At 66.7% G+C, this 21338-nt stretch carries 22 protein-coding genes; 11 read left to right on the top strand and 11 right to left on the bottom strand.

What is annotated here, in order from left to right; all coding sequences use genetic code 11:
• Positions 1–103 precede the first annotated feature (103 nt).
• On the bottom strand, positions 104–850 hold the full coding sequence (locus tag B0I08_RS00685; protein WP_106208833.1) for a DUF429 domain-containing protein: 747 nt from the start codon (positions 848–850) through the stop codon (positions 104–106).
• 333 nt (positions 851–1183) lie between these two features.
• Here B0I08_RS00685 and B0I08_RS00680 point away from each other — a divergent pair, with 333 nt between their 5' ends.
• On the top strand, positions 1184–2029 hold the full coding sequence (locus B0I08_RS00680) for an NAD(P)-dependent oxidoreductase (RefSeq protein ID WP_106208831.1): 846 nt from the start codon (positions 1184–1186) through the stop codon (positions 2027–2029).
• Between the two features lie 59 nt (positions 2030–2088).
• The gene (locus B0I08_RS00675) at positions 2089–3705 is read left to right on the top strand and encodes an MFS transporter (protein WP_181243106.1); all 1617 of its coding nucleotides are present in this window, start codon (positions 2089–2091) and stop codon (positions 3703–3705) included.
• Positions 3706–4048: 343 nt separating this feature from the next.
• On the opposite strand, the gene B0I08_RS00670 is transcribed toward B0I08_RS00675, so the two are convergent.
• The 7 genes from B0I08_RS00670 to B0I08_RS00640 all read right to left on the bottom strand — a co-directional run bounded on the left by B0I08_RS00670 (position 4049) and on the right by B0I08_RS00640 (position 10475).
• The gene (locus B0I08_RS00670; protein WP_181243103.1) at positions 4049–5374 is read right to left on the bottom strand and encodes a ScyD/ScyE family protein; all 1326 of its coding nucleotides are present in this window, start codon (positions 5372–5374) and stop codon (positions 4049–4051) included.
• Positions 5375–5646: 272 nt separating this feature from the next.
• Positions 5647–6729, bottom strand: coding sequence for an NADH:flavin oxidoreductase/NADH oxidase (locus B0I08_RS00665; protein WP_106208827.1), 1083 nt, complete (start codon positions 6727–6729; stop codon positions 5647–5649).
• Positions 6730–6850: 121 nt separating this feature from the next.
• A complete protein-coding gene (locus B0I08_RS00660; protein WP_106208825.1) occupies positions 6851–8032 on the bottom strand; it encodes a winged helix DNA-binding domain-containing protein in 1182 nt (393 codons plus the stop codon).
• Between the two features lie 3 nt (positions 8033–8035).
• Positions 8036–8746, bottom strand: a complete 711-nt coding sequence (locus B0I08_RS00655) for a hypothetical protein (RefSeq protein WP_106208823.1) — start codon at positions 8744–8746, stop codon at positions 8036–8038.
• Entirely contained in the window at positions 8743–9648 is a 906-nt protein-coding gene (locus tag B0I08_RS00650) for an ABC transporter ATP-binding protein (protein ID WP_106208821.1), read from the bottom strand. Before B0I08_RS00650 ends, B0I08_RS00655 begins: the two co-directional genes overlap by 4 nt.
• Positions 9632–10003 (bottom strand): GntR family transcriptional regulator, encoded by a 372-nt coding sequence (locus tag B0I08_RS00645; protein ID WP_106208819.1) that lies wholly within the window; start codon positions 10001–10003, stop codon positions 9632–9634. Before B0I08_RS00645 ends, B0I08_RS00650 begins: the two co-directional genes overlap by 17 nt.
• Positions 10004–10076: 73 nt before the next feature.
• Entirely contained in the window at positions 10077–10475 is a 399-nt protein-coding gene (locus B0I08_RS00640; RefSeq protein WP_106208817.1) for a DUF1801 domain-containing protein, read from the bottom strand.
• A 108-nt stretch (positions 10476–10583) separates the two neighbouring features.
• Here B0I08_RS00640 and B0I08_RS00635 point away from each other — a divergent pair, with 108 nt between their 5' ends.
• The 6 genes from B0I08_RS00635 (at position 10584) to B0I08_RS00610 (ending at position 16416) form a co-directional block, all read left to right on the top strand.
• On the top strand, positions 10584–11006 hold the full coding sequence (locus B0I08_RS00635) for a DUF1761 domain-containing protein (protein WP_106208815.1): 423 nt from the start codon (positions 10584–10586) through the stop codon (positions 11004–11006).
• Positions 11007–11117: 111 nt separating this feature from the next.
• A complete protein-coding gene (locus B0I08_RS00630) occupies positions 11118–11495 on the top strand; it encodes a YciI family protein (RefSeq protein WP_106208813.1) in 378 nt (125 codons plus the stop codon).
• Complete coding sequence (locus B0I08_RS00625) at positions 11492–12865, top strand: RNA polymerase sigma factor (protein ID WP_245884421.1); 1374 nt, start codon at positions 11492–11494, stop codon at positions 12863–12865. The genes B0I08_RS00630 and B0I08_RS00625 overlap by 4 nt, the downstream gene beginning before the upstream one ends.
• Positions 12866–12870: 5 nt before the next feature.
• Positions 12871–13980, top strand: a complete 1110-nt coding sequence (locus B0I08_RS00620; RefSeq protein ID WP_245884420.1) for a dipeptidase — start codon at positions 12871–12873, stop codon at positions 13978–13980.
• A 98-nt stretch (positions 13981–14078) separates the two neighbouring features.
• Complete coding sequence (locus B0I08_RS00615; RefSeq protein WP_106208811.1) at positions 14079–15536, top strand: MFS transporter; 1458 nt, start codon at positions 14079–14081, stop codon at positions 15534–15536.
• 85 nt (positions 15537–15621) lie between these two features.
• Positions 15622–16416, top strand: coding sequence for an alpha/beta fold hydrolase (locus B0I08_RS00610; protein ID WP_106208809.1), 795 nt, complete (start codon positions 15622–15624; stop codon positions 16414–16416).
• A 19-nt stretch (positions 16417–16435) separates the two neighbouring features.
• Here B0I08_RS00610 and B0I08_RS00605 read toward each other — a convergent pair whose 3' ends face one another.
• Positions 16436–16786 (bottom strand): DUF1905 domain-containing protein, encoded by a 351-nt coding sequence (locus tag B0I08_RS00605; protein WP_106208807.1) that lies wholly within the window; start codon positions 16784–16786, stop codon positions 16436–16438.
• Between the two features lie 27 nt (positions 16787–16813).
• Complete coding sequence (locus tag B0I08_RS00600; protein ID WP_106208805.1) at positions 16814–17359, bottom strand: MarR family winged helix-turn-helix transcriptional regulator; 546 nt, start codon at positions 17357–17359, stop codon at positions 16814–16816.
• 70 nt (positions 17360–17429) lie between these two features.
• On the opposite strand from B0I08_RS00600, the gene B0I08_RS00595 reads away from it, so the two are divergent.
• Entirely contained in the window at positions 17430–18542 is a 1113-nt protein-coding gene (locus B0I08_RS00595; RefSeq protein WP_146134282.1) for an FUSC family protein, read from the top strand.
• A 49-nt stretch (positions 18543–18591) separates the two neighbouring features.
• Entirely contained in the window at positions 18592–20316 is a 1725-nt protein-coding gene (locus B0I08_RS00590) for a hypothetical protein (RefSeq protein ID WP_106208801.1), read from the top strand.
• A gap of 35 nt (positions 20317–20351) precedes the next feature.
• On the opposite strand, the gene B0I08_RS17670 is transcribed toward B0I08_RS00590, so the two are convergent.
• Positions 20352–20519 carry a hypothetical protein gene (locus B0I08_RS17670; protein WP_181243199.1) on the bottom strand — a complete coding sequence of 56 codons (168 nt, stop codon included), beginning with the start codon at positions 20517–20519 and terminating at the stop codon, positions 20352–20354.
• A gap of 133 nt (positions 20520–20652) precedes the next feature.
• On the opposite strand from B0I08_RS17670, the gene B0I08_RS00585 reads away from it, so the two are divergent.
• Positions 20653–21321, top strand: a complete 669-nt coding sequence (locus tag B0I08_RS00585) for an alpha-ketoglutarate-dependent dioxygenase AlkB family protein (protein ID WP_106208799.1) — start codon at positions 20653–20655, stop codon at positions 21319–21321.
• The last annotated feature ends 17 nt before the right edge of the window (positions 21322–21338 follow it).

Genomic DNA, 21338 nt, shown 5'->3' with positions numbered 1-21338 from the left:
GACGGGAGGCGGAGCACGGTTCGAGTTCGCTGGTGGTAATCCTGTCGGACCCACGCTCCGCGTCGAGAGGAACGCCGCACAGCGACCGCAGCGCTAGGAGTTCTCAACTCGGGTTGAACAGCTCGGCGACAGCTCCCTTCGGGAGCGCGACCCAGCCCTCCCGCCGGGCCCGGTCGAGCAAGTGCGGGGGCGGGGGAAGGTAGCCGCCCACAGCCGCGTTCCGCGACGCCAGCGACGCGATGACGGCGTCGAACGCATCGCCCGACGCGACCATCAGTTCCGAATGGGACGCGAGGTCAAGCCACGGGGCTGTCGCCTCGATGTCGAGGAGGAGTCGCTCCCGGGCGAGCGGGTCGGTACGGTATCCGGTCGTGTCGAACCCCCAGAGACGGAGGGACGCCCCCGGGTAAATTTCGACCACCGCGCCGTACCCCGCCCGGTCCACGTCAATGCCGCTGTCCTCGAGCCGTGCGAGCAAGCCGGCACAGCGCATCGCCGTCAGCCCCAGCCGGTCCGTGGAAACGCTCAGCGGCCACCGTCCGATCTTCTCTCGCACGTCGCGGTCGGTCTCCCGGTAGGCGAGGGTGCGCCGCCACGCCATGCCGCCCTCGGGACCAGTCGGTTCGCGTTCGCCGGCGGCGTGTGCCGCGACGAACTGCACGAACTCGTCTGGCCAGCCGAATGCGCAGTCGATTCCAATCTTGTCGACGATGGATGCCGCGGCGACGATCTGTTCGTCGTCGACCCCGAGGTGGAGCTCGAGCAGAGTTGCGCGCGCAGTTGTCCATTCGATAACCGCGAGCGCAGTGCCCTTGTTCTCGGCGGCGAGGTCCACTCCAGCTGTCAGCATTCGTCAACGATAGACGGGCATCCGGTTCTCGTGCGGTCGAGCTGACCTCGCCGACCGGATGGTCGCCGATTCTCGTGGGCGTCGTCACGCTGGTTCTCTGTGGACCTAGCAGGTGCAGCCGCAACGCGAGAACCGCGTTAGCGCGATTCGCGTTCTTCTGGGGAGCGGTGATCTCGTTGTTCGCGATTGCGGCGGCATTCTTCATCCGCAAATCCGCAGTCAAATCGGGTGGCGACGTTCCCCTGGGGCATTAACCCGCGCCCGCGTTAGACCTTTCGCCGACGGTGCCAACGTGCTTATCGTCGTTGAGGGGCCGGCGGCAAGGAGCGGGCGATGCGGATTTCAGTTGTGGGCACGGGCACGATGGGTTCTGCGATGGCCCGAACGCTCGTGCGGGCCGGGTTTGACGTCACGGCATGGAACCGCACCCTCGATCGCGCACGCACGCTCGAGGCTGATGGGATCACCGTAGAGCCCACGATCTGGTCGGCGGTGGCCGACGCCGACGTGGTGCTCACCATGGCTTTCGACGCACGCGCGACCCTCGACCTCGCCGCCCGGTTTCTCGGGACGATGAAAGAGGGTGCGATCTGGATGCAGTGCAGCACCGTCGGTCCGAATGGCATGCGGTGGCTGGTGGACCAAGCCGACCAGTACGGAGTCGCACTGGTAGACGCGCCGGTGGTGGGGAGCCGGGCTCCCGCCGAGGCCGGTGAGCTGGTCATGCTGGTTTCGGGCGCACCGCCTCTCATCGAGCGTCTTCAGCCCGTGCTGGCCGCTCTCGGCAGCAGCACGGTCATCGCAGGGACCGAGATCGGCCAGGCGAGCGCGCTGAAGCTTGCCTGCAATGCCTTTATCGCCTCCGTGACGGCAGCGCTCGGCCAATCGGTGGCAATGTGCCGGGAACTCGGGGTGGAGCCCCGACTGTTGCTGGACACCCTCGAGGGAAGCGCCCTGGACAGCGCCTATGTACGCGGCAAGGGCGCGATGATGATCGCGGGCGACTTCACACCGGCGTTCGCCGTCGACGGTGCCCTGAAAGACATCGCGCTCATGATTCAGAGCGTGGACCCCGAGGTCGCCCCGCTGCTGCCGGTGCTGCGCGGGGCCTTTGGTGCGGCGAGCGCGGCCGGACATGGGCGGCAGGACATCGCGGCCGTCGTATCGAGCTTTTCCTGAGGGGTTTTCCGAGGGCTTCTTCTGGGGGTTTCTTCCACGAACAGGGAACGGGTGCACTGATGAAAAAATGGAGAGCGGTGATCATCCTCGGGTGCGCCCAGTTTGTGATGGTCCTCGACAGCACCGTCATGAATGTGTCGATCTCGCAGGTGGTGGTGGACCTGGACACTACGGTGTCGGCGTTGCAGGCGGCCATCACCTTCTACACACTCACGATGGCCGCCGGGATGCTCCTCGGCGCGAAACTCGGAGATGTGTGGGGCCGCCGAAGGGCATTGGCGATCGGCGCGGCCATCTACGCCGTCGGTTCGCTGCTCACGGCACTCAGCCCCAATATCGCCGTGCTCTTTCTCGGGTGGTCTGTGATTGAGGGCATCGGGGCGGTACTGGTGATCCCTGCAATCGCATCGCTCATCGCCGGAAACTACACGGGTCAGGACCGCGTCGTCGCCTTCGCCATCATTGGCGGCAGCTCGGGCGTTGCCGTTGCTGCGGGCCCGCTGATCGGTGGCTTTTTCACCACCTACCTGAGCTGGCGCTACGTGTTCGTCGGCGAGGTCATCATCATGCTCGGCCTCCTTCTGATGGTGCGGCTCATCCCCGACACCAGCACACCGCAGCGCCTCCGCATTGACTTTCCCAGCGTTGTGCTCTCCGCGCTCTCGCTCATCCTGATCGTGCTCGGCCTGCTGCAGAGCAAAACCTGGGGGTGGATCCGGCCGCTGAACTCACCCGAGATCGGCGGGGTGCCGATAGAACCGCTGGGAATCTCCCTCACCGCGTACTGCATCCTGGCGGGGGCCGCGCTCATGCTCGCCTTTGTGTCCCGCCAGCGTCGACTCGTCAGCACGGGTCGGGCGCCGTTGGTGGATGTCACGATGCTCAGAATCACGCAGTTGCGAAGTGGCCTCACCGTGCTCTGGGCGCAATACACGGTCACCGCGGGACTCTTCTTCATGATCCCCGTGTACCTGCAGATGACGCTCGGCTACAACGCGCTCGAGACGGGACTCAAGATATTCCCGCTCTCGGTGGCGCTGATCCTGTTCTCGTTCGCCGGGTCGCAACTCGGCAGCCGGTGGTCGCCGCGACGGATAGTGCGCGTCGGACTTGGGCTGCTGGTGGTCGGCCTGGTGGTCCTGCTCTCGTCGGTTTCGCTTGACCTTCGAAGCGTTTTCTTCGGTGTCGGCATGTTCGCAGCGGGTGCGGCACTCGGGCTCCTGGCATCCCAGATCGGAAACGTGACGATGTCGAGCGTCGCCGAACGCCAGACCAGCGAGGTCGGAGGTCTGCAGGGCGTCGCTCAGAACCTGGGCTCCTCGTTGGGCACCGCCCTGATCGGTTCCGTGCTGATCGCTGCGTTGACGACATCCTTCCCCGCTGCGGTGAACGGTAGCGACGTGTCCCCCGCCGCAAAGACAGCCGTGCAGGAGGGGACGGCAGAGGGTGTCGACATCGTGGCCGCGTCGTCTGTTCCGGACATCGCGGAGGAGTTCGGTTTGTCCGACGAAGACGGTGAGGCCCTGACCCAGCTTTACAGCGAGTCTCAGGTGTCCTCGCTGCGCGCGTCTTTGTTTGTGCTGACTCTCTTCGCCGTCGGGTCGCTCGCCTTCACGGCGGGCATCCCCTCGACGCTGCAGGTGCGCAAGCGAGAGAGCGCGAAGCCGGTGCCGTGATGTGGGCGCGGGGTTGAGCGCGTATTGTCGACTTCACCGAAGCCTCCGTGCTTCCGAGGGAGGGAGTGCCCGATGGCAGACAAGTCACCCAAAAAGAACGGCGCCAAGACCGTTGCCGCCAAGTCGCTGAAAGAGAAGCGCGCCGAGAAGAAGGCAAAGCCGACGCGCTAGGTACGAAGGCAAAGCCGTCTCCTAGACACGAAGGCAAAGCCGACGCGCTAGGTAGCGAGCGACGCGTAGTACGCGCCGCACCGTGGAAGGAGCCGGGCCCGTGGGCCCGGCTCCTTTGTCACTCAGTTCGGCTGTACCGCGTTCGGCTGTACCGCGTTCGGCTGTACCGCGTTCAGCTGTCCCGCTCCCACCACACGTCGTCGTGGCCCCAGGCTTTGTCACCGTGGTGCCCGTTGTCGTGGCCGTGGTGCCCGTCGCCCCAGTCGTCGCCGTGGTGGCCGTCAGCGTTACCGCCGGTCGAACTCCAGGTCAGCGGAATTTCCGTAAGCGCACCGATCGGCTGCGGCGCTCCCAGGTCGTCCGGAACAAACGTGCTCGTGGTGGCCCACAGCGTGTCATCCCGCACCTCGACAGCGGCAGGCGATGCCACGGTCAGGAGCAGCGCTGGCGCGTCCGAGCCGGGCGCCAGGTAGGAGATCTGGCCGGTGCCATCGCCCCCGAACAGCTCGGCGACGAAGACCGTGCCGTTGTCTGCAACGGCGAGCCCGGTTGCGCCGGCAAAGCCAGTGGCGACAAGTTCAGACTCTCCTGTCGCCGGGTCGACCCGGTACACCGAACCACGACCGCCGAGGCTCGGGTCTTCCGGCCCTCCGGGAAGGGTCGTGACGTACAGGTAGCCATCGGGTCCGTATTCGACGTCGGTGGGCACCGGTTCGAAGATGTAGTCGTAACCGGCAACACAGGCCGGCAACCCACCCGCTGCGGCAATCTCGGCCGTCACCGTCACCGCGGGTTCTGGCGGCAGGACAGCGACCGTGCTGATGGCACCCGCGTCGTCAACCCACAGGATCGCGTTCGCACCTGCGTCCGCGACATACAGCCCGTCTTCAGCAACGAGAGTCGCGTACGGGTGGCTATCCACCTTGCCCGTGTACGGCACTCCGGATGGTCCCAATCCCATCGGGTCAACGGGGATCTGGGCGTTACATTCCGCAGGCAGATCGACGAATCCGTACGTGTTGACCTGGTCAGGATTCGTTTCGTCCTCGTACCCGCGCACATCGGCGAGTTCGGTGATAGTGCCCTCGGCGTCGATCGAGTTCAGCACGGAGGCGCTGAGGTCGGGTGCGGACTGCGAGTAGTAGACGATGCCCTCGGCGGTGGATACCGAGCCGATCTCTTCTCCAGGAAGCTCAGGACTCGCTCCTGGGATCCCAGCGGCGAGTTCGACCGTGGTGCCGTCGGCGTTCACCTGTGTCAGCAAGCCAGCGAAATTCTGGCTGACATAGGCGGTGCCGTCGTCACCAACACCAAAGCTGAGTGGGCCCAGTAATCCGTCGGCCAGGGTCACCGGTTCGCCCGCGCTGACCGATGTAGGGGGTTCGCCATGGTTGCCGCCGTGGCCACCCCCTCCCCCGGCGACGGCGGGCGTCGCAATCAAGAGCGCCGGCGCCACGAGCGTGCCACAGGCGAGAATGGACAAAAGTGGTTTGTTCACGATTACTCCTCAGACCTCGTTGTCTCTGTCACGGGGAGGGTATGTTCTCGTCGCTACCGGGGCTCTCGTCAGGGCCGACATGGGTTGCTCGACGCCCGGCGCGACGGGTATGCATCTCGCCCGGTGGTTCGCGCGTGAGCGCCAACGACGGCAGACTATGGCGCTGCCGCCGCCGATATCTAGCCCTTCGCGGGCTTTAGTGGACACAACGCGAAGGACATGCGGTTTACCCGTCCGGGACACGAACGCTCGTCGGGGACTACGCGTGGAAGCTAGAGCTTCGCCCGCACGTACTGCGCTGGCCAGTAACTCACCTCGACACCCAACTCCTGCGCGGCGCGCAGCGCGAAGTGTGGGTCCCGCAGCATCTCACGGCCGAGCATGACCGCGTCGGACTGGCCAGAGGCGACAATCTGGTTGGCCTGCTCCGCAGAGGTGATCAGGCCGACCGCGTTGACCCGCACGGCTGCGGTGCCTTTCACAAATTCGGCAAAGGGAACCTGGTAACCGGGAGACAGGGGAATGGTGACCCCCGCGACGTTGCCTCCGGTAGAGATGTCGAACACGTCGGCGCCAGCCTGTTCGGCCCAGTTCGCGACGGTTGACGTCTGGTGCTCATCCCACCCGTTTTCGGTCCAGTCGGTGGCAGAGAATCGCACAAAGAGCGGAACGCTGTCACCAACAGCTGCGCGCACCTCCGTCACGATGCGCAGCAGAAGCCGCGCGCGGTTTTCAAGGCTTCCGCCGTATTCGTCTGATCGCTGGTTACTCAGCGGCGAGAGGAACTGGTGGATCAGGTACCCGTGCGCGGCGTGCAACTCCAGCACGTCGAAGCCGGAGCGCACGGCGCGCAGTGCAGCGGCGACGAAGTCATCCACCACACCATCGATTTCATCGATCGCGAGCTCCCGCGGGGGCGCGTATCCGGGAAACTCCACCGCCGACGGCCCAACCGTCGGCCAGCCGCCTTCCTGCGCGGGCACCGTTCCGCGTTGGGGCGCAAAGGGTCGGTACGTGGAACCCTTGCGGCCGGCGTGCGCAAGCTGGATCGCGGTGGTCGCTCCCTGCGCGTGGAGGAACGTGGTGATGCGCGCGAAGGCGGCGGCCTGCTCGTCGTTCCAGATGCCCAGATCTTGTGGCGAGATTCGGCCCTCGGGGCTGACCGCCGCGGCCTCCGTCATCACCATTCCGGCACCACCGGTGGCGAACGAACCCAGATGCACGAGGTGCCAGTCAGTCGTCATGCCATCACCGGCCTCGGCCGAGTACTGGCACATCGGGGCGACCCAGATGCGGTTGCGCACGGAAACTCCGCGAACGTCAAACGGGGTGAACAGGGTGGGCGGGGTGGTCATCTGGGCTAGGGGCACCTCAGGTACGACGCGGAGAACGGCGCGGGTATTCCCGGGCGCCGCAAAGCGAGCCGCAGAGAGAGCCGCGGAGCGAGAAGCAGCGCGGGCAGCAGAGCGCGCAGTCTCAGCCCGCCATAAACCGGCGGTATTCGGTTTGTGTTCGTCGCAGTGCCGTGGTTTCCCGGCTGGTGAGCGACGCAAACGGTTCGCCTCTGATGGATGTCTCGCCCGCGACATCCGCTCGCCGCCAGGTTCCCGTGACGGCTCCACCAGACACAAGCACGGGCCGGAAGATACCGTTCTTGCCGGGCACAACCTGCTGCACATGCTGCTCGTCGAGCACGAGGGAGCGGTCCTGGTAGCCGAGCAGGAACTCGTCGAACCCGGGCAGGGCGTACACATGGCGCAGCGCCGCCCGTTGCGCAGCGGCGTGCTCTCGCGTGGCGGCGTGCTCTAGCGCGGTTGCGTGCTCTCGCGTTGCGGCGTGCTCTTGCGTAGCGGGCGTTGCGTCAGGCTCTGGCACCGTGCCGTCCCGTCCGGACGTCGCCCAATAGCTCTGTCCCGCGAGCACGTACTCCGTCAACTGGTCGCGGGCGAGCTCCAGTCCCGCTCGCGCATCCGCCAGCGTGAGCTTGGTCCACCACGCGAAGTCTGCGAGGGTCGCGGGACCGTGCCCGGCGAAGTACCTGACGACAAATTCGCGCAACGCCTCCGGCCGGTCGAATTCGGTCGACTGGGTGATCCACTCGTCGACGAGCACGAGTGCCTGCTGGTTGGCCGCGGGCGGACCCCAGCAGACCAGGCATCGCTGGCTGAGATTGAAGATGATGTGGTAACCGCGCTGGCCCTCGGTGGAGATTCCGGCCTCGCGGACGAGTGCCAGAAACTCCTCGCGTCCGGCCGCCCCGCCGCCCGCCAACTCCACCCGCGCGACCTGCGCCGCACGCTCGAACGTGGTCTCGTCGAGGCCGAGTTCACGAAACCGGGTTCTCGCCCCGGCGAGGGTCCGTGCTGAAGTCAGACCCAGAATCCAGCGCAGATCGGCCGCCGCAAGAAAGTGCAGCGTGCCCCGCATGGGAGCTGAGCGGATGACTTCGCCGCTCGTCAGCGCCGCCATCACGTCACTGCGCACCGACCCAGGCGTCCGCAATCCGATCGCCCACACCGCCTGGGCGAAGTCCTGCGCCTGGATGGCCAACAGCCCGCGGACCGTTTGGGGCACGGAGGAGGGCGCCCCGCCGGGGGCGATGCGCTGGCTCTGCAGCCGCAGGGCTCGCAGCGTTGCCGGATCGACGGACGGAGGCATCCCTCATCGCACCGTCGCCGGCCGCAACAACAGCCAGGCACCGACAGCGGATATCGCGATCGCGACAGCGGCCGCGACCGCGAGCCACCAGGCAGCAAAGGACGCGAAGATGCTTTCGGCGGACGGGATCACGATAATCACCCCGACGACGATGACGAGGCCGAGAGCGGTGGCGATGAGCTGCGGTCCGCGCGCTCCCCAGCGCACCCACGATGCCGCGAAGCCGCCTCCCACGACGAGACAGGTCAGGCTGCCGAGAAACACGATCGGCACGAGCAGCGACAGGTCGCCGAGACCGAGAATGTAGATGTCGAAGATGTGGAAGCCCGACCACCAGTGCCCGGTCGCCAGCTCGATCATGGTCAGGATCGCCAGGATGACCGTGATGTACGCCGAGGTCAGCACCGCCCAGAGGAGAGTCCCGGCGACAAAGTCGCGCCGGGTCGCCCCGAGAGTAAGCGCAAACGGAAACGTGGTCGCGATCGATTGCACCCCGAGGTAGACAAGATACCCGGGAAACGCCCAGAGGAACGCGGGATTGTTGCGGGAGCCAGTAAGCCAGCCCTCGCTTCCGGGCACGCTTCCCCCGCGCAGGAAGACCAGGGATATCAACACGGAGATCAGCGCGACCATTCCGATGATGTACAGCGGGACGAGAAAGGTCATTTCGCGTTTGTTGAGGTGCAACTTGACTGCGGGCACTACTGAGCTCATGCTCGTACACCTTCCTTTGTGGTCGTGGCCGGTTCGTCGTGCGTGCCGTAGGCCATGACCAGGTCCTGCAGCGATGCAGGCGCGACCTGCACGCCGTGAAGCGCGGCGGCATTCAGGATGTCCGAGTCACCTGGTCCGCGCACGATGACGGATTTGAGGCCACCCACGCGGGTGGACTGGAGGACCGCGCGCCCCGCGGCGACCCGATCGACGACGTCCGCGACGCCGCTGAGGGACAAGGCGAGCTCTCGCGCGTCATCCCGCTCCTCCTCGACCACGACCCGGCCGCGGTCGACGATCACGACGCGGTCGAAGAGAGATTCCGATTCTTCGATGAGGTGGGTGGAGAGCAGCACCGTGCGCGGCACTGTCGCGAGGTCGCGAAGCAGCACGCTGTAGAACAGCGCTCGCGCCGAAACATCCAACCCGAGGTAGGGCTCATCGAACAGGGTGACCGGCGCGCGCGAGGCGAGGCCGAGAACGATGGCGACGGCGGACAATTGCCCGCGGGAGAACTTTTTGATCGGCGTCTTGGCAGGTATCTGAAACCCGTCGACTAGCTCGCTTGCGACGTCGGTGCTCCAATTCGGCGCGAACTCGGGCGCGATGCGGAGGACGTGGTGCAGGCGGTAGTCGTCTGGGTACCTCTGGTTGTCGCGCACGTAACTGATCTTCGACAGCGTTGCCGCGTGCTCAAACGGTGTTGCGCCGAGCACTTCGACCCTGCCGGAAGTGGGGCGATCCTGCCCGGAGATAATCGACATCACCGTGGTCTTCCCGGCACCGTTTCGTCCAAGCAGTCCACAGATGGAGCCGACAGGAACGGTGAAGCTCACCTCGTCGAGCGCTTTCACGCGCCCGAACCTTCGGGTCACGGCACGGATCTCAATGGCGTTCGTCACTTACGGCCTCCCGATCGATCATTGCTGCGAGGTCGGAGGGTCCGATCCCGAGCGTCTGCGCTTCGCGCAACATTGGTGTGAGAAATTCTGTGGTGAAGCGGTCGCGGCGCTGCGCGAGCAGAAGCTCCGCGGCGCCCGGAGACACAAACATGCCCACTCCGCGCTTTTTGTAGAGGATCCCCTGCTCCACCAGGAGGTTCACCGCTTTGCCTGCCGTGGCCGGGTTGATCCGATAAAACACGGCGTACTCGTTGGTGGACGGCACCGCTGTCTCGTCGGCGTAGGTGCCCGCCACTATGTCGTCTTTGATCTGCGCAGCAAGCTGCTGAAAGATCGGAATATCGTTCGAGAGCATGTCACCTCGTTGGTTAGTTACTGCACTAACGAACCTAGCGGCAGACCGAGCCAGACGTCAAGCCTCGGGAACACTATTCGACCTCAAGAAACCAGCTACGCAGCACCCCGGCGATGTGCTCCCGGGCTGCGGCAATGCCGTCGAGGTCCCCGCCCGTCAGGCTCGCCCGAATGTTGGAATGCCAGGTGAGTAGCCCGTGCGGGTCACCCGCGAAGCTCGGCGCCGCGCTTTTGTCTTCGGGGGTGGTCGCCCCCGCGTGCAGCACGAGTCGCACCGGTCCGGCGCCGTGCGCGTTGACCGTCACCCTGTCCTCGCCCGGAACGATGTAGTAGCTGGGCGAATTCCACTTGATGTGTTCCTGCACCCCCGGGGTACACGTCAAAACGATTTCCCGAAGCGCCTCGACCTGTGCTCGGCCCGCTTCACTTTGGGCCGCCAGGAAGTCTTCGACAGTGGAGAATTTCGCAGCCATAGCGAGACAGTAACGCCCGCCCCACCCTGCCGCCAGTGCCCGCCAGCGCACTACAATTCCCCCAACCGAGAAGGCACCCGCCGACACTCGTTTTTCGAAGGTGAAGACATGCTCCCCGAGATCAACTACTGGGCTGTGCTTCTCGCCACCGCCTCGAGCATGGTGGTGGGGTCGATCTGGTACACCCCCAGGGTCTTCGGCAATTACTGGATGAAGGCGGCAAACGTCACACCGTCGGGCAACTCCTCCGATGCCGTGCGCCCGATCGTGATCACCCTCTTTGTGAGTTTCGTCACCGCCTGGGTGCTGGCGGGTGCCGCGTTCATCGCCGACGACTTCTACGGCGGGGCATTTTTGGCCGACACCCTCGTGACCGCGATCGTGCTCTGGGCAGGGTTCACCGCGGCACGATTCGCCACCCACGACGCCTTCGACGGTCGGCCCGCCGGACTCACCGTGCTGAACATCGCGCACGAGTTCGTGACCATCGTGATCATGGCTCTCATCATCGGTGTGTGGCCGCCGAGCTGAGCAGAAAATTTCTCTGGCGGATGTCGCTCGCGCCTGTCGATCGCCCCGGGTCACGATCGTCATACAAGTAGGGGCGTCAGTTGGACGACCCGATCGAGACTGGAGACAGAAATGCGATATTCACTACTTCTGAACAACCCCGAGCCCGATGACGTGGGACTCAGCGAAGAGGACATGGCACCGGCCCGGGCCGCCTTCGACGCCTATGCCCGCGCGCTCGAGGATGCCGGCGTGCTGGTATCCGCCAACATCCTGCAGACCTCGGGCGCCAGTACAACACTCACCCGGCGCGAGGGCACCCTTCAAGTGCAGGACGGCCCCTTCGCGGACACGAAGGACAAGCTCAACGGCACGTTTGTCATCGATGTGCCCGATCTCGACGCGGCATTGGCCTGGGCGGAAAAGTGCCCGGCCGCTGACTACGGCGTCATCGAGATTCGGCCGTCCGCTATCGAGTTCAGCGAGGGCCGGTGGAACGTTCTGGCGTGACCGCGCGGCACACGACCACCGGCGCCGAGGAGGCGCGGCTGCGGGTCGAGGGCGTCGCCCGTGCCTCCTACGGGCGGTTGCTTGCGATCCTCGCCGCGCCTCACGGCGACATCGCGGCCGCCGAGGATTCGCTCGCGGACGCGTTTGAGCGTGCCCTGGCGACGTGGCCAGCCCGCGGCATCCCGAACAACCCGCCCGGCTGGATCCTGACGGTGGCACGCAACCGACTCAGGGACCAGTGGAAGTCGGCGGCGCGACGCGCGGAGATGCCGCTGGACGCGCTCATCGGCGCTCGGTCGGGACGCACCGCCGGTCTCGACCCGCTCGCTGGTCTCGACGGTGGTGACGGTGGCGAGCTGCGCGACGGAGATACACCGAGCTTGGAGCACGACGCCATCCCCGACAAGCGCCTCGCCCTGCTCTTCGTCTGCGCACACCCGGCAATTGATCCGGGGATACGCACTCCCCTGATGCTGCAGACGGTACTCGGGTTTCGGTCGACCGAGATCGCCCGGGCCTTCGCGATGCCCGAACCCGCCATGGCGCAGCGGCTTGTCCGAGCCAAGCGACGCATTCGTGATGCCCGGATTCCCTTCGAAGTGCCCGGTCGTGCGGTGATGCGCGAGCGGCTCCCAGCGGTGCTCGAGGCGGTCTACGGAACCTACGCCATCGACGCTCCCGGAGCGCCCGGGGCTCTCGCCCACAACACCATGTCCGCCGAGGCCCTCTACCTGGCCTTCACCCTCGCCGAGCTGCTGGGCGACGAAGCGGAGGCGTGGGGGCTCGTGGCCCTCATTGCGTTGTCGCTGGCGCGCGCCCCCGCACGGCGCTCCCCCGACGGCATCCTGGTGGCGCTCGCCGACCAGGACACCGCGCAGTGGGATGAGGAGTTGATCCGTCGGGGCGAGTCCGCGCTGTGGCGCGCCCATCGTTTAGGCCAGACGGGAAGATTCCAGTTGGAGGCGGCGGTCCAGTCGGCGCACTGCGACCGGCGGCGATCCGGGCGCACGGACTGGGCGGCAGTGGGCGCGCTTTCGCGGGAGCTCGTCCGCGTGGCCCCGACGCTGGGAGCGCGGGTCGCACTCGCTTCAACCATGGCAGAAACCGACGGGGCGGCGGCCGCGCTCGACTATCTGGATCGCCAGCCAGACGCCAACGAGTTCCAGCCGGCGTGGGCCACCCGCGCAGATCTGCTGGCCCGGCTGGGACGACTCGCACCAGCCGCAGCCGCGTACCAGCGCGCCATTGCGCTGACAGCTGATCCCGCGGTGCGGCGAGCGCTGCAGCGCGAGCTGGTTACGGTGCAGCACCCTGACGGGGTGCAGCACCCGAACGAACAGAGCGAATCGCGCGAACATGGTCGAGGATAGGAAGGGTGACGAACCCCGCCGTTTCCGACGCAGTGCGCGACTTCCATTCCGACATTCCGCCTGCCCAGCTCGAGGTGGTGATCTCTGCGCTCGAGCGCTGTGGCGTGATCGATGGCCACAACGACCTCGCCTGGGTCAGCCGGACCGCACGGGACTACTCCGTTGAGGGCCTCGACGCGGGCGTGACTGCCGTTGACACCGACATCCCCCGCCTCCGCGCTGGCGGCGTGAGCGCCCAGTTCTGGTCGGTCTTCGCACCCGTCGACGAGCTGGGCGCAGACGCCGTGCGGTACACGCTGGAGCAGATCGACTTCGTCTACCGGTTGGTCGAACGGCACCCCACCCATTTCGCACTCGCCCGGTCGGCCGACGACGTGCGGAAATCAGTTGCCAGCGGCCGCATCGCGTCGCTGTTGGGCGCCGAGGGCGGCCACTCGATCAGCGAATCCGCGGCGGTACTCCGCATGTTCGCCCGCCTGGGAGTGCGCTACATGACGCTCACTCACACCTCGACCACGACCTGGGCCGATTCCGGCACCGACGACCCCGAACACGACGGGCTGAGCGCCACGGGTGAGGACTTCGTTCGCGAGATGAACCGGCTCGGGATGCTCGTCGACCTCTCGCACGTCTCGGCGGCGACGGCGCACGGCGCCCTCGACATCACGTCCGCACCGGTCATTTTCAGCCACTCCTCCTGCTCCACCGTCGCCACGCACCCCCGCAATGTGTCTGACGACGTGCTGTCCCGGCTCGCGGCCAACGGCGGCGTGCAGATGATCACGTTCGTGCCGATGTTCCTGTCGGAGCGGTACGCCGACTGGGCGGCCTCCGGACAGGTCGGCGCGCCCCCGGCGGTCACCGTCGCAGACGCTGCGGATCACGTCGAGCACGCTCGCGCGGTCGCGGGTCTGCACCACATCGGGCTCGGCGGCGATTACGACGGCACTCCGGACTTTCCCGTGGGCCTGGAAGATGTCGCCTCCTACCCCCGGCTCCTCGCCGAGCTGGCAGGCCGCGGCTGGAACGCGGACGAACTGTCACTGCTCACCGGACGCAACATCCTGCGGGTGCTCGAAGATACCGATGCGGCGTTCGCCAGCGCAGCCCGGTAGGGGGCGGATGTCTCGGGGCGGGCTAAGCGCGTCCACACGAGTGTCCGCGTCCACAAGAGTGACCGCGCACCGCCCAGATACAGGTAGCGTGACTGGGGATGACTGACTCCTCCGCGCCCGCATCCGGCCCTACTGACCGCGCACGATGGCAGGCCTTCGCCGTTGCCGTCGGTGTGGCTGCTCTCACGATCCTCGACCTGTCCAAAGTCAACGTGGGACTGCCCTCGATCGAGGAGTCTCTCGGCGCCGGATCCTCCGACCTGCAGCTCATCGTGGCCGGCTACGCGCTGGCGTTCGGCCTGACGCTGGTGCCCGCGGGCAGGCTCGGCGACATGTACTCGCGCAAACTCATGTTCATCATCGGGCTCTCGGCCTTCACCGCGGCCAGTGTGCTCTGCGCACTCGCGCCCACCATCGAGGTGCTCGTCATCGGCCGCATCCTGCAGGGGCTCGCCGCGGGAATCCAGATGCCGCAGGTGATCGGCCTCGTGCAGGAGCTGTTCCGGGGCGAGGAACGCGGACGGGCGTTCGGATTGTTCGGCGCGACTATCGGCGTCAGCACGGCGTTCGGGCCGACCCTCGGTGGCCTCCTCATCGCCATCGGCGGGCCCACCGACGGGTGGCGCCTGTTGTTCTGGATGAACATCCCCCTCGGGCTGCTGGCCATCGTTTTTGCCGCCCGGCTGCTCCCCAAACCCAGCGGTCTGCGCCAACCGACGAACCTCGACCCGATCGGTGTGCTCCTGTTGGGCGCCGCCACGTTCAGCCTCCTCTTTCCGTTCGTCACCACCACGGGAGGCGGGGAAGACAGCTCCCTGCGCTGGCTCTGGTTGCTCGCGTTCGCCGGATTCGGCGCCCTGTTCGTCTGGTGGGAGGTCGCGTACCGGCGCCGCGGTAAATCTCCGGTGGTGCACTTTGCAATGTTTGCCCGGTCGTCCTACCGCAACGGGGTGCTCGTGGCGACGGCGTACTTCGGAGCGCTGCCGGCCGTATTCCTGCTGTCGACGCTGTACCTGCAGCAGGGGCTCGGGCTGGCACCGGTCTTCGCCGGCCTGGTCAGCATCCCCTTCGCCCTCACCTCCGCCATTAGTGCGTTCTACGGGGGTCGCCTCGTGGCCCGGTACGGGCGTGCGCTCGTCGTGACCGGCCTCGTCTTCGTCATCGTCGGCTTCACCCTCGACATCGTTCTCGCCATCACGCTGCCCGCCGAAACCGCCCCCTATGGCATGGCGGCGGCCCTGCTGGTTGCGGGCATCGGCGGCGGTTTTGTGATCGCACCCAACCAGACGCTGACCCTCGCCGAGATACCCGTGGAGGAGGGCGGCGTTGCTGGCTCGATGGGTCAGCTCGGTCAACGGGTCGGCACCGCGGTGGGTACGGCGGCTGCGACATCCCTCTTCTTCGGGGCCATCCTGCAAGACACGGGCCAGGTGACCCAGCTTGCGGCCTACCATCACGGATTTCGCAACGGAATGCTGATGGCGGTCGCGCTCATCGTGCTCGCGCTCGGACTCGCGATCGCCGACCTCGTGGAGCGACGGCGCGCACGCGCGTAGCTCTGCGCGCTTAGATCGCAGATCGGCGCGGGCACCCTCGGTGCTGCGACATTCGCCCCGCGCGGGGTGTGATCGAATAGGGGGGATGATTACCCCGGTCGCGCCCTCGCCGCGCGTTGTGATAGCCCACGACAACGTCAAAATCGCCACCTACGAGTTCGGTGATCCCGATGCTCCCACCGTCGTCGCGGTACACGGGTTCGCCTCGAGCGCGCTGGTGAACTTCCACGCCACGGGCTGGGTTCGCGACCTGCTTCGCGCGGGATTTCACGTGATCGCCATCGACCAGCGCGGACACGGGGCGAGCGACAAGCCGCAGGACCCCGGTGCCTACACGATGGAGCTGCTGGTGACGGACGTGCTGGAGGTGCTGGACACCTTCATGCTCGACGAAGTGGACTACGTGGGCTACTCACTCGGCGCGCGCGTCGGCTGGGAAGCCGCAACGGAAATGCCGAGCCGCATCAAGCGTGCCGTCCTCGGAGGCATCCCCGACGGAGACCCGCTCACCCGGTTCCGGGTGGACCAGGCACGCCAGTTCCTCGACGACGGTACCGTGGTGGAGGACCGGCTCACCGCCGGCTATCTGACGATGGCGGGAGGCATCCCGAACAACAACCTCGGAGCTCTCGTCTCGCTGGTCGAGGGCATGCGGGGCGGACCGCAGCCCCACGCGGCCAACGCACCATCGCACCCGGTGCTGTTCGCCACCGGCAGCGAAGACGGGATTCTCGCGGCATCCCGCTCATTGGCGGAGGCGACCCCGAATGGAACCTTCTTCGAAATTCCCGGGCGCAACCACTTCAACGCGCCGACTGCGCGGGCCTTTCGTGATGCAGCACTCGGGTTCCTCGGCGCGACGCCTGCGCTACTCGAGTAACTCCAGCTCGACGCTGACGCTACTCGAGCAACTCCAGCTCGACGCTGACGCGGTCGGTGACCGCGATGCCCTCCGCGGAGCGCACCGACTTCTTGATGGGCAGCACGTACTCGCGCACAGCGCTGCCCCGCAGGGCGGATTCCGGGGAGGCCACAGAAGACGTGCCGGAGGACGGGAAGATCGAGGTCTCCCAGCGGGATGCACCCACGCGCACCCGCACCTTGACCGACCCGAACCCGCGGGGCGGACGCGGCTGGTCCTCGATCTCGGCAGACTGGTCGGTTGGAACCGACACGAAATACCAGCTCGTGCGGGAAGTCCACTCCCAGAGCTCCGCGATGAAGCTGAAGCGTGTGCGCCGATCGTCCATGTCGACGATGGTACGCGGGCACGCCGGCTAGTCGGCAGTGCGTCTCTCGAGTTCAGCCAGCAGGATGCGCATCGTTTCCTCGAGTTGTTCCCGGCGCGGTTCCGCGATCACGGCGGCCACGGATTCTTCGAACGCGAGCTGTGCGGGCACGGCCACGTCGATCAGGTCGACTCCCGCCGGCGTCAGGGTGAGGCGAACAACCCGGCCGTCGCGGTCGTCACGCTCCCGCACCGCGAGCCCCGACCGCTCCAGCTGCACCATCCGCTTGGTTATCGCGGCGTTCGAGGTCACCAGCGAACGAGCGAGCTCCGACGCAGTGAGCGGCACCGCGGAACGCCTCAGCGCAGACAGCACGTCGAACTCGCCCCGGTTGATGTCGAACTGCTCGAGCGCCTCATCACTGAGCATGACGATATGCCGGGAGGCACGGATGATGCGTCCGATAGTGCCCACGACGGAAGTGTCCATCTCGGGGCGAAGGGAGGACCAGGCCCGGCGTATGCGGTCGATGGAGTCCTCGTGGTCGCCACCTTCAGGAGGCGTCAGGGGTGCAAGTGGGTCGATGGGCTCCATGAAAGTATTTTACGGGTAAAATGAATCGTCGCACACCCGACATCCCGCTTGTCTTTCTGGATTGAGAACCTTGTCGTCTTCACCGTCCCTATCCGCGTGGCTCCGTGCCGTTTTCACGGTCGGTTCCCACGCCGGCGCACACCGCGTCGCCCTCCGCGCAGGAGTTTCTGTAGCGGCACCCTTGCTCGCCGTCTGGGCGCTCGGCCACGTCGAATGGACGCTGTATGCCGCGTTCGGCGCTTTCACCGCGCTCTATGGTCGTGCGAGCGCAACGCTGCCCCGGCTGAAAATGCAGGCCTCCGCCGCGGCGATCATGATGTCGTCGATGCTGATCGGTGTTGCGGTCGCGTCGCTGCCCGATCGGGAGTGGGTGGTTGTCGGCGTCGCCGCGGTCTGGACGATGATCGTCGCGGCGGTCTCTGACGTGCTGCGCTGGCATCCGCCGGGTCCGCTGTTTGCGGTGTTCGCACTCTGCGCCGTCGCCTCCGTGCCTGTTACCAGCAACAGCTTCCGCGACGCGCTGCTGGTCAGCGGGGCGACGGCGATCTTCGCGCTGGCCGTCGGCTGCGTCGGGCACGTTCGCCCGGCGCGGAGGGCGGCCGTCGCGCCGGCCATGGCTGGCCCGGCAGCCGGTGGCCTCACGGTCAGGAAACGCCCGGGGTTGCGGTCGCGGTTGCACGAGACGTTCTCCCGGCCAGGCGAGTGGCTGCTCCTCGCGCGATTCGGCATCGCCGCGGCCGTAGCCGGCTCGCTGTCGACCGCCTTCGGAATCGGACATCCCTATTGGGCGATCGTTTCCGCTATCGTTCCGATCGCATCGGCGAACATGTCGCACTCCTTCGTCCGCGCGACCCACCGCGTGCTGGGAACGCTGGCGGGACTGGTTCTCGCCTGGGCAATCCTGTCGTTGAACCCGTCTGGGCTCACCGCCATCGTGACCGTGGTCGCACTGCAGGTCGCCGCTGAACTGCTCGTCGGGCGAAACTACGGCCTCGCGCTGGTCTTCGTCACCCCGCTGGCCCTCGTGATGATCGAGCTTTCGCATCCCGTGGACACGCAAACGCTGATCGCCGACCGGGCCGTAGAAACCCTTCTCGGCACGGTGGTGGCGCTCGGCGTGGTGGTGGCGGCGTGGCTGGTGGCACGACGTCGCACTGCACGACGTCGCACTGCACGACGGTAGACACGGCCCGAGCCGCAGCACGGTGGTGGTGTGGCGTAGCGTTGAGGCGATGGCTATTCGTATCCGAACTGTCGGCACCACTGCTCTGGTCCTCGCCGGAACGCTCGCGCTGTGCTCCTGCACCGCCACCGAACCGCCCCCGACGACCGAATACCAGGCCCGCACATCGAGCCCTGAAGCTTCGCTTACCGTCGTCGCCGACGCCAGCGAGCAGGCCGCATCGATCGCCACCAGCGTCGCCCTCTTCGATGAGTCCCGCGTGGTGGTGGTCGCGCCGGCCGGTGACCCCGCCGCGCAGGCCCTCGCTGCACGGGCGGCCGTCGCCGTCGGTGTCCCCCTCCTCGTTGCGGACGGTGCAGGCCCGGGCTCCTCGGCTGCCCCAGGTGAGGTGGATGCTGCGCTCCGCGATGAGTTCACCCGCCTCAACGTCACAACGGTCTGGTCCATCGGCGATCCGGCGGGTTTCGCGGCGAGACCAGGCTCCTCCGACTCCGCGGACGACGCCGCTGACAATTCCGCGGACGACGCCGCTAACAATTCCGGGAACGACGCCGCTGACGGCTCTGAGAACGACCCCGCCGACGGCACGCCGCGCATCGTCGCATCGGATGCGACTCAGGAGCACGTTGAGGCCGCGCTCGGCTTCGCCCTCGACGCCGAGGACGGCGCGGCGGGCACCCCTGGCACCGCCGACAGAAATCGCGCTGCGGCCATCCCCCGCACGACTCCCGCACCGCCACTCGACGACACCCTCGCCCTGGCGCTCGACTCGGACGCGCAGATCGCGTCTATCGCCACCGCACAGGCTGCCGGGGTCGCGGTGCAGCTGCTGCCGACATCCGCCCCCAACCCGCAGGCTAACGCCGCCGCCGTCGAAGCCCTGCATGGTTCAGCCACGAGCAAGACCCTGGCGATCGGAGCCGCGTTCGGCGGCGAACCCGAGCTCGACTGGAAGATCCGGGCTTCCCGCACCGGCGCGACCCTGCCGGGAGGTGGCCAGCTGTTGTTTCCGCAACACCAGTTCATCGCCCTTTACGGAACGCCGGGAACACCGTCAATGGGCGTGCTGGGTGAGCAGGATGTCGCGGCCGCAATCCAGCGCGCCAAAGATGTTGCCGCGCCCTACGCGGGCCTGACCGACAAAACGGTGGTTCCGATGTTCGAGATCATCGCGACCGTTGCATCCGCTTCGGCGGGCGCGGACGGCAACTACTCGAACGAGCTCGACCCCGCGCGCCTGCGCCCCTGGATCGACGCGGCCGCCGCTGAAGGGGTGTACGTCGTGCTCGACCTCCAACCGGGCCGCACCGACTTCCTGACCCAGGCGAAGCAGTACCAGGAATTACTGGAGCTGCCCAACGTCGGGCTGGCGATCGACCCGGAATGGCGGCTAGCACCCGACCAGGTTCACCTGAAGCAGGTCGGAGGTGTCGACGCGGTCGAAGTGAATGCGGTTACGGCGTGGCTGGCAGAACTCACGAACGAGAAGGCACTGCCTCAGAAGATGCTGGTGCTGCACCAGTTTCGGCAATCGATGCTGCGGGACCGGTCTGCGATCGACATGTCCCACCCCGAGCTAGCGATGCTCATCCACGCCGACGGCCTGGGCGCGCAGCCGGACAAGCAGGCCACCTGGCGGGCGCTCCATCAGGATGCGCCCGCCGGTGTCGCCTGGGGGTGGAAGAATTTCTACGACGAGGATGCGCCGATGCTGAACCCGGAACAGACCGTCGCTGGGGTGTTCCCGGTTCCGGATTTGGTCACGTATCAGTAGCGGAGCGACTTCGATCTAGCTAAACGTCGCGCGGGTTAGTTGTCGGGGTCCTCGGGGGCGCCGCCCGACGTCGTGTCCTGCTCCTCGTCACCCGAGGCAGCGTCGGTGCCGGATCCGTCGGGCAGGGCTGCTGTTTTTTCGAACTCGTCCTCGGTCGCCGCGTCGGAGGTGGGTGTGGACTCAGAGCCGGATGAAGTAGTCATGCCTCAACCGTACGCGGGCGGGCTGGGCGATTGCCAACAGCGCGGATCGTTTTCGCAGCACCGGTGTTCCCACCGCCGGCGTGGATACCGCTGGCGGGATGCGGGCGCCGTGGCATCCGTTTTATGATGCCTCGTGACCACCCTCTTCGGCGACGACTTTCTCGAACGCCCGCGACGCGACATCGCCCCGGGAGCCACCCACGTTCCGGGGTGGCTCAGCCTGCAGCAGCAACACTGGCTGAGCGACCGGTTTCGGGAGTGGGTCGACGGTCCGGTTCCCATTCGCGCCGCCCGCGTGCGGGGGCACGAGATGTCGGTGCGAACGGTGTGCCTCGGCTGGCACTGGCAGCCCTACAAGTACACGCGCGAGGCGACCGACGTCAACGGAAACCGGGTGCTCGACTTTCCCGACTGGATGGTGCGCCTCGGACGCAAAGCCCTCGTCGATGCAACCGGCGATCCGCGCGCCGGCGACGACTACACGCCCGACACGGCGCTGGTGAACTACTACGACGAGAACGCCCACATGGGCATGCACCAGGACAGCGACGAGCGTTCGACGGCCCCGGTCGTGTCGCTGTCGATCGGCGACAGCTGCCAGTTCCGGTTTGGCAACACCGTGACGCGCACGAAGCCCTACGAGGACATTGATCTGGCCTCCGGCGATCTCTTCGTCTTCGGCGGCCCGTCGCGCTTGGCGTTCCACGGCATTCCGAAGGTCTACCCGGGCACGGCACCGGACGGCTGCGGGCTGGCGCACGGGCGGATCAACATCACGCTGCGCGTCACGGGACTCAGCTGACCTCTCGGGAGCAGCTG

Origin of the sequence: Glaciihabitans tibetensis, from assembly GCF_003003265.1 — a bacterium.
GTDB lineage: Bacteria > Actinomycetota > Actinomycetes > Actinomycetales > Microbacteriaceae > Glaciihabitans > Glaciihabitans tibetensis.
The sequence above is the reverse complement of the archived record's forward strand: the minus strand, read 5'-3'. Positions and strand labels throughout refer to the sequence as shown.

Bases quoted from the DNA above. Each gene is read 5' to 3' on its own strand.
- B0I08_RS00685 (WP_106208833.1), bottom strand. From the start codon at position 850: ATGCTGACAGCTGGAGTGGACCTCGCCGCCGAGAACAAGGGCACTGCG.
- B0I08_RS00590 (WP_106208801.1), top strand. From the start codon at position 18,592: ATGGCTATTCGTATCCGAACTGTCGGCACCACTGCTCTGGTCCTCGCC.
- B0I08_RS00680 (WP_106208831.1), top strand. From the start codon at position 1,184: ATGCGGATTTCAGTTGTGGGCACGGGCACGATGGGTTCTGCGATGGCC.
- B0I08_RS00635 (WP_106208815.1), top strand. From the start codon at position 10,584: ATGCTCCCCGAGATCAACTACTGGGCTGTGCTTCTCGCCACCGCCTCG.
- B0I08_RS00615 (WP_106208811.1), top strand. From the start codon at position 14,079: ATGACTGACTCCTCCGCGCCCGCATCCGGCCCTACTGACCGCGCACGA.
- B0I08_RS00655 (WP_106208823.1), bottom strand. From the start codon at position 8,746: ATGAGCTCAGTAGTGCCCGCAGTCAAGTTGCACCTCAACAAACGCGAA.
- B0I08_RS00675 (WP_181243106.1), top strand. From the start codon at position 2,089: ATGAAAAAATGGAGAGCGGTGATCATCCTCGGGTGCGCCCAGTTTGTG.
- B0I08_RS00665 (WP_106208827.1), bottom strand. From the start codon at position 6,729: ATGACCACCCCGCCCACCCTGTTCACCCCGTTTGACGTTCGCGGAGTT.
- B0I08_RS00645 (WP_106208819.1), bottom strand. From the start codon at position 10,003: ATGCTCTCGAACGATATTCCGATCTTTCAGCAGCTTGCTGCGCAGATC.
- B0I08_RS17670 (WP_181243199.1), bottom strand. From the start codon at position 20,519: ATGACTACTTCATCCGGCTCTGAGTCCACACCCACCTCCGACGCGGCG.
- B0I08_RS00660 (WP_106208825.1), bottom strand. From the start codon at position 8,032: ATGCCTCCGTCCGTCGATCCGGCAACGCTGCGAGCCCTGCGGCTGCAG.
- B0I08_RS00640 (WP_106208817.1), bottom strand. From the start codon at position 10,475: ATGGCTGCGAAATTCTCCACTGTCGAAGACTTCCTGGCGGCCCAAAGT.
- B0I08_RS00610 (WP_106208809.1), top strand. From the start codon at position 15,622: ATGATTACCCCGGTCGCGCCCTCGCCGCGCGTTGTGATAGCCCACGAC.
- B0I08_RS00630 (WP_106208813.1), top strand. From the start codon at position 11,118: ATGCGATATTCACTACTTCTGAACAACCCCGAGCCCGATGACGTGGGA.
- B0I08_RS00600 (WP_106208805.1), bottom strand. From the start codon at position 17,359: ATGGAGCCCATCGACCCACTTGCACCCCTGACGCCTCCTGAAGGTGGC.
- B0I08_RS00605 (WP_106208807.1), bottom strand. From the start codon at position 16,786: ATGGACGATCGGCGCACACGCTTCAGCTTCATCGCGGAGCTCTGGGAG.